This is a genomic window from Mycobacterium sp., assembly GCF_035653355.1.
GTDB lineage: Bacteria > Actinomycetota > Actinomycetes > Mycobacteriales > Mycobacteriaceae > Mycobacterium.
Genome location: NZ_DASRBZ010000327.1, coordinates 1 through 6,860, shown reverse-complemented (window position 1 = coordinate 6,860; position 6,860 = coordinate 1). Strand labels below are relative to the sequence as shown.

The 6,860-nt window shown below is 65.6% G+C and carries 5 protein-coding genes; 3 read left to right on the top strand and 2 right to left on the bottom strand.

All coding sequences use genetic code 11. From position 1 onward, the window contains the following. Both tal and tkt read right to left on the bottom strand, forming a co-directional pair. Nucleotides 1-954, bottom strand: a 954-nt coding sequence (gene tal, locus VFA16_RS11400) for a transaldolase (RefSeq protein ID WP_324967912.1), incomplete at its 3' end; no start/stop codon positions are given. Continuing rightward, nucleotides 951-3,062 carry a transketolase gene (tkt, locus tag VFA16_RS11395; protein ID WP_324967911.1) on the bottom strand — a complete coding sequence of 704 codons (2,112 nt, stop codon included), beginning with the start codon at nt 3,060-3,062 and terminating at the stop codon, nt 951-953. The genes tal and tkt, both read right to left, overlap by 4 nt. A 233-nt stretch (nt 3,063-3,295) precedes the next feature. On the opposite strand from tkt, the gene VFA16_RS11390 reads away from it, so the two are divergent. From VFA16_RS11390 to VFA16_RS11380, 3 genes are all read left to right on the top strand, one after another. Beyond that, the gene (locus tag VFA16_RS11390) at nt 3,296-4,216 is read left to right on the top strand and encodes a heme o synthase (protein WP_324967910.1); all 921 of its coding nucleotides are present in this window, start codon (nt 3,296-3,298) and stop codon (nt 4,214-4,216) included. Nucleotides 4,217-4,390: 174 nt separating this feature from the next. Next, nucleotides 4,391-5,938 (top strand): PPE family protein, encoded by a 1,548-nt coding sequence (locus VFA16_RS11385; RefSeq protein WP_324967909.1) that lies wholly within the window; start codon nt 4,391-4,393, stop codon nt 5,936-5,938. Between the two features lie 307 nt (nt 5,939-6,245). Further along, nucleotides 6,246-6,860: PPE family protein (locus tag VFA16_RS11380; protein WP_324967908.1), on the top strand; the 615-nt coding region annotated here is incomplete at its 3' end.

The window sequence follows — 6,860 nt, the reverse complement described above, 5'->3', positions numbered from 1 at the left end:
GCCCCGGACGGTGTCGCCGGTGATCCGCCCGTGGTCCGCGGTGGCCTCCAGGGTGGCCTCCGGCATGGTGTTGACCGTGTTCGGCGCGACCAGCTCGGTGACGTACAGCGTGTCGGAGTAGTCGGGGTTCTTGACACCGGTCGACGCCCACAGCGGCCGCTGCACGCGGGCGCCCTGAGCCTTGAGTTGCTCGTAGCGGTCACCGCCGACGAAGACCTCCTGGTATGCGGCATAGGCCAGCCGCGCGTTGGCCACTCCGGCTTGGCCCCGCAGCGCGAGCGCCTCTTCGGTGCCGATCTTCTCCAGCCGCTTGTCGACCTCGGTGTCCACCCGGGAAACGAAAAACGATGCCACCGAATGGATCTTGGACAAGTCGTGGCCGGCCTGCTTGGCCTTTTCCAAGCCGTTGAGGTAGGCGTCCATCACCGCGCGGTGGCGTTCGACGGAGAAGATCAGCGTCACGTTGACCGAAATACCTTCTGCCAGTGTGGCGGTGATGGCCGGTATTCCTTCTTCGGTTGCCGGGATTTTGATGAAGAGGTTCGGCCGGTCGACCGTCTTCCACAGGTCGACGGCCTGCTGGATGGTGTTGTCGGCGTCGTGCGCGACCCGCGGATCCACCTCGATCGACACCCGCCCGTCGATACCCTCGGAGGCTTCCCATTGCGGCTTGAACACGTCGCACGCCATGCGCACATCGTCGGTGGTGACAGTGCGGACGGTGGCGTCGACGTCGGCGCCACGTTCGGCGAGCTCGGCGATCTGGTCGTTGTAGCTATCGCTGTCAGCCAGCGCCTTCTGGAAGATGCTGGGGTTGCTGGTGACGCCGACCACGCACCTGGTGTCGATCAGCTGCTGTAAATTGCCGGACTTGATCCGGTCTCGCGACAAGTCGTCCAGCCAAACCGATACACCTGCCGCGCTCAACGCGGCGAGATTGGCATTCTGAGTCATTGATTTGCCCTTCTTCTGGAGTTGTCCAGTGCTCGCTCGGCGGCGGCAACAACGGCTTCTGCGGTGAAGCCGAATTCCCGGTACAGGGTCTTGTAATCCGCGGACTCGCCGTAGTGCTCGATCGACACGATCTGCCCGGCCTCGCCGACCATCTTGTGCCACGGCATTGCGACACCGGCCTCGACCGCCACGCGGGCCGAGACGCTCGGCGGCAGCACACTGTCCTGATAGTCAGACGGCTGGGACTCGAACCACTCCACACACGGCATCGATACCACCCGCGCGGTAACTCCCTTGTCCGCCAACGCCTTCTGTGCCGCCACCGCGATCTGCAGTTCCGAACCGGTGCCGATCAGGATGACATCGGGGTCAGCGCCTTCGGTGTCGCCCAGCACGTAACCGCCTCGGGCGACGCCCTCGGCGCTGGTGCCCTCCAGCACCGGCACACCTTGGCGCGTCAGGATCAGCCCGACCGGCCCGCTGCCGTTGCCGCGGGCCAGGATGGTGTGCCACGCGTACGCGGTCTCATTGGCATCGGCGGGACGCACCACTGACAGGTTCGGGATGGCGCGCAGCGCCGCCAGGTGTTCGATCGGCTGATGGGTGGGGCCGTCCTCGCCGAGGCCAATCGAGTCGTGGGTCCATACATAGATGGTGTCGATGTCCATCAGTGCCGCCAGCCGCACCGACGGGCGCATGTAGTCGGAGAACGTCAGGAACGTTCCGCCGTAGGCGCGAGTCGGGCCGTGCAGCACGATGCCGGAAAGGATCGCGCCCATCGCGTGCTCGCGCACACCGAAATGCAGAACGCGGCCATACCACGTCGCACTGAACTGCTTGGTGGAAATCGATGGCGGGCCGAACGAGTCGGCGCCCTTGATCGTGGTGAGGTTGCTTTCGGCCAGGTCGGCGGATCCGCCCCACAACTCGGGCAGTTTTGGTCCCACCGCGCCAAGCACCGCGCCGGATGCTTTGCGGGTGGCGACCTCGTCGGATCCGGGCTCCCAGTGCGGCAAGTCGGCGTCCCAGCCGTCGGGCAGCTCTTCCGCCGTCAGCCGGTCCAGCAGCGCCTTGCGTTCGGGCTCGCGCTGCGCCCACGCATCGAACTCGGGCTGCCAGCGTTCGTGAGCCTCTTTGCCGCGCTGCACCAGCTTGCGGGTGTGGGCCAGCACTTCGTCGCTGACCTGAAAGTGCTTGTCGGGGTCGAACCCCAGCACCTTCTTGGTGGCCGCTACCTCGTCCTCGCCCAGGGCCGCGCCGTGCGCCTTGCCGGTATTCATTGCGTTCGGTGCCGGATAGCCGATGATCGTGCGCAGTTCGATGAACGACGGCCGGTCGGTGACGGCCTTGGCGTTGGCGATGGCCTCCTCGATCGCGACCACGTTTTCCCCGCCCTCGATCTCCTGGACGTGCCAGCCGTAGGCGCGGTAGCGATCGGCGGTGTTCTCACACAGCGCGATGTTGGTGTCGTCCTCGATCGAAATCTGGTTGTGGTCGTAGAACACAATGAGGTTGCCCAGCTGCTGCACAGCAGCCAATGACGACGCCTCCGACGTCACGCCTTCTTCGATGTCGCCGTCGGAGGCGATCACAAAGATGAAGTGGTCAAACGGACTGGCCCCTGGGGCGGCGTCGGGGTCGAACAGGCCGCGCTCGAAGCGCGATGCCATCGCCATCCCCACCGCCGAAGCCAGACCCTGACCGAGCGGACCTGTGGTGATCTCCACCCCCTTGGTGTGGCGAAACTCCGGATGCCCGGGCGTTTTCGATCCCCAGGTTCGGTACGACTCGATGTCGGACAGCTCAAGGCCGAAGCCGCCGAGATAGAGCTGGATGTAGAGGGTCAGGCTGCTGTGTCCTGCCGACAGGACAAAGCGGTCGCGGCCCAGCCACGTGGTGTCGCTGGGATCGTGGCGCATCACGCGCTGGAACAACGTGTACGCCAGTGGGGCCAGGCTCATCGCGGTCCCGGGATGGCCGTTGCCGACCTTCTGGACCGCGTCGGCGGCCAGCACCCGGATGGTGTCGACCGCAAGGGAGTCAACCTCGGTCCAGTCGTCGGGATGGTGCGGTTGGGTAAGCGCGGAAATGTCTTCAAGCGTGGTCACAAGCTCAGTCCTCAGGTCGACAAGCTGGTTCATTCCCACCCTAGTGCGGGATCGCAGCGCACTGCAGGTCAACATTCGTCGTACCACTCCAGGCCGCTGAGCAAACGGCGTATGACCGATCCGATCATGGGTAATCGGTTGCGAACCGACCCTGCGGTGAGGCCGCCGCAGCCACTCGGTCTACCATCGTCTGTAGTAGAAGCTGCGCGCTGCTGCGATCGAGGAGTTATTGCGTGAGCGTTCGCGGGCGCGTCGCGCCGAGTCCAGTACGTACCACTGTGCTGGCTTACTTGGCGTTGACCAAGCCGCGGGTCGTCGAGCTGCTGTTGGTCACCGCGATACCGGCGATGTTGCTGGCCGACCGCGGCACGGTGAACCCGCTGCTGATCCTCAACACGTTGATCGGCGGGATGCTGGCCGCCGGGGGCGCTAACGCGCTCAATTGTGTGGCCGACGCTGACATCGACAAGGTGATGAAACGCACCGCGCGACGCCCATTGGCGCGCGCCGCCGTGCCGACGCGGCACGCCTTGGTGTTCGGCCTGGTGTTGAGTGCGGGATCCTTCTTCTGGCTGTGGTGGACGACCAACCTGCTGTCCGGGCTGTTGGCCGTCGCCACGATCGCGTTCTACGTCTTCGTCTACACACTGCTGCTCAAGCGCCGTACCTCCCAGAACGTGGTCTGGGGTGGGGCGGCCGGCTGTATGCCGGTGATGATCGGCTGGTCGGCGGTGACCGGCACCATCGGCTGGCCGGCGCTGGTGATGTTCGCGATCATCTTCTTCTGGACGCCGCCGCACACGTGGGCGCTGGCCATGCGGTACAAGGACGACTACAAAGCCGCCGGTGTGCCGATGCTGCCGGCCGTCGCCACGGAGCGCCAGGTCACGGGGCGGATCCTGATCTATACCTGGCTCACGGTGCTGGCGACCCTGGTGCTGGCGCTGGCCGCCGGGTGGCTGTACGCGACGGTTGCGGTGGTGGCCGGCGTGTGGTTCCTGGCGATGGCGCACCAGCTGTACGCCGGAGTGCGCCGCGGCGAGCCGGTCAAACCGCTGCGGCTGTTTCTGCAGTCCAACAACTACCTGGCAGTGGTGTTCTGCGCGCTGGCGGTTGATTCCGCGCTGAAGCTGCCGATCCTGCTGGCTGCTTGACCCCGCTGGACCTCGGCGTATCAGCAAATACCCCATACCCCGACAGGGTCTTGTCCTACGACACCAGGTCGTATTAAATGCCGGGTCAGCTGACCTGCCCAGCCAGCCCCTGACGCCAGGCCGCGGACTGTTGGGCTGGTCGCTGCCCGGCAAAGCCAGACTGCAGGAGCGCCTGTGACATCACCCATGTGGATGGCGTTTCCGCCGGAGGTGCATTCGGCGTTGTTGAGCGCTGGTCCGGGTCCGGGGTCGTTGTTGGCGGCGGCGGGTGCGTGGTCGTCGTTGAGTACTGAATATGCTTCGGCGGCTGACGAATTGAGCGCGTTGTTGGCGGGGGTGCAGGCGGGTGCGTGGCAGGGGCCCAGTGCGGAGTCGTATGTGGCTGCGCATGTGCCGTATCTGGCGTGGTTGATGCAGGCCAGTGCCGACAGCGCGGCCGCGGCTGTTCAGCATGAGACGGCGGCTGGCGCCTATACCGCGGCGTTGGCGGCGATGCCGACGTTGGGGGAGTTGGCGACTAATCATGCGGTGCATGCGGTGTTGGTGGCGACGAATTTCTTTGGCATCAATACGATTCCGATCGCCCTCAACGAGGCCGACTATGTGCGGATGTGGGTCCAGGCGGCCACCACCATGACCACCTACCAAGCCGTCTCCACCACCGCACTGGCGTCAACACCGCAGACCACTCCGGCACCGCAGATTGAGAAGAGCGACAGCACCAGCAGCAGCGACAGCGGCGGGGACAGCAGTGGCATCCAAGACATCATCGACAACGACGGCGGGGACCCAAGCCAGCAGAGCTGGTGGAACAATCGAGTACTTGAAATTACCGACACATTCGGAAGAGATTTCTCCGAAATCCTGACAAATCCGTCCGCCGGGTTACAACAGCTGATGAGCGACATTCCGGCACTGGCCGCCGACGAATTTGGGCACGCGCTTGAAGCGATCAGCTACTTCACCTCGCAGGCGACCACGTCCGCGTTCGGCTTCCCGCTTGCCGCCTTTGTGCCGGTTCCCGCCCTGGGAGCGAGCGGTTTAGTGGGGCTGACCACCCTGGCTGCCGTGCCCACGGGTAGTGAAACGTTGCCAGCCGCGCCCGAGCCCCAAGCCGAGCCCAATGTGGCAGTTGCTGGGCCCACGCCCGTGACATCGACTGTCGTGAGCCCTGGTTCTGCCCCGGCCTCCGCGCCGGCGCCCACGTCCAGCGCCCCGGCTCCGGCGGCAAGCATCCCAGCGTCGTCGACCGTCAGCGTCGCCGGTTTCGCCCCTCCCTGGATCGTCGGCCCGCCTGGCATCGGGTTCGGCTCGGGGATGAACGCCAGTGCCAGCTCGAGCGCGAAACGGAAGGCGCCCGAGGACGATACCGCCGCGGCCGGCGCGGCGTCCGCGGCTCGGGAGCAGGCGCGGGCCCGGCGGCGCCGACGGGCGAAGCTGCGCGGGTACGGCGACGAGTTCATGGACGTGAATGTCGACGTGGAGCCCGGCTGGGACACGCCGCCGCCGAACGAGCCCGCCGCGACAACGACGGCGTCGGACACGGGCGCAGGGCCGCTGGGATTTGCCGGAACGGTAACTAACGACGAGGTGAGGCGGGCGGCTGGGCTGACCACGCTCGCCAGCGATGACTTCGGTGGAAGCGCCGGCGCGCCGATGATCCCCGGGACGTGGAGCTGTGAGCCCGATCCGCCCGACATGCCCAAGAACAGTGACGGCTAACGGAGCCGTCGTCATCCCTGAACTGCCGTTGAGACGGCACTAGACGTCGTTAGCCGCGCGACACCTCACTGCCTAGGTGCGCCGGGCCATGTGCGCCGTGAAACCACTCAAGTTGGCATGGCGTTCGTGTTGATAATGAAAACGATATTCATTATGGTTACTCCACGCAGGGAGGAGTGTCCGCCATGAGGTTCTGCGTGGTTCCAGACGGACTGAGAGCCAGTGTCGCTGTCGAGGTGATGACGGTCCACGTTGCGGCCGCGAATGGCGTTGCCGCTTGGTCATATTCGGTTGCGGAGCACTGACCATGTCGGCGCCCATGTGGATGGCGTTTCCGCCGGAGGTGCATTCGGCATTGCTGAGCGCCGGTCCCGGTCCAGGGTCGTTGCTGGCAGCGGCAGCGGCATGGTCGTCGTTGAGCGCTGAATATGCTTCGGTGGCCGACGAACTGAGCGCGTTGCTGGCCGGTGTGCAGGCCGGTGCGTGGCAGGGGCCGAGCGCGCAGTCGTATGTGGCCGCGCATGCGCCTTATCTGGCGTGGTTGATGCAGGCCAGCGCTAACAGCGAGGCGGCGGCCGTTGCGCAGGAGACGGCGGCTGCCGCCTATACCGCCGCGTTGGCGGCGATGCCGACGTTGGGGGAGTTGGCGACCAATCATGCGGTGCACGCGGTGTTGGTGGCGACGAATTTCTTTGGCATCAATACGATTCCGATCGCGCTCAACGAGGCCGATTATGTGCGCATGTGGATCCAGGCGGCCACCACGATGAGCACTTACCAGGCGGTCGCCGATACGGCGGTGGCGTCGACGCCCAGCACCGCGCCCGCCCCGCAGATCCAGCATGCCGATCACGACGACGGCGGCGACAGCGGCGGCATCATCGACAACGACGGCGGGGACCCGACCCAGCTGAGCTGGTAT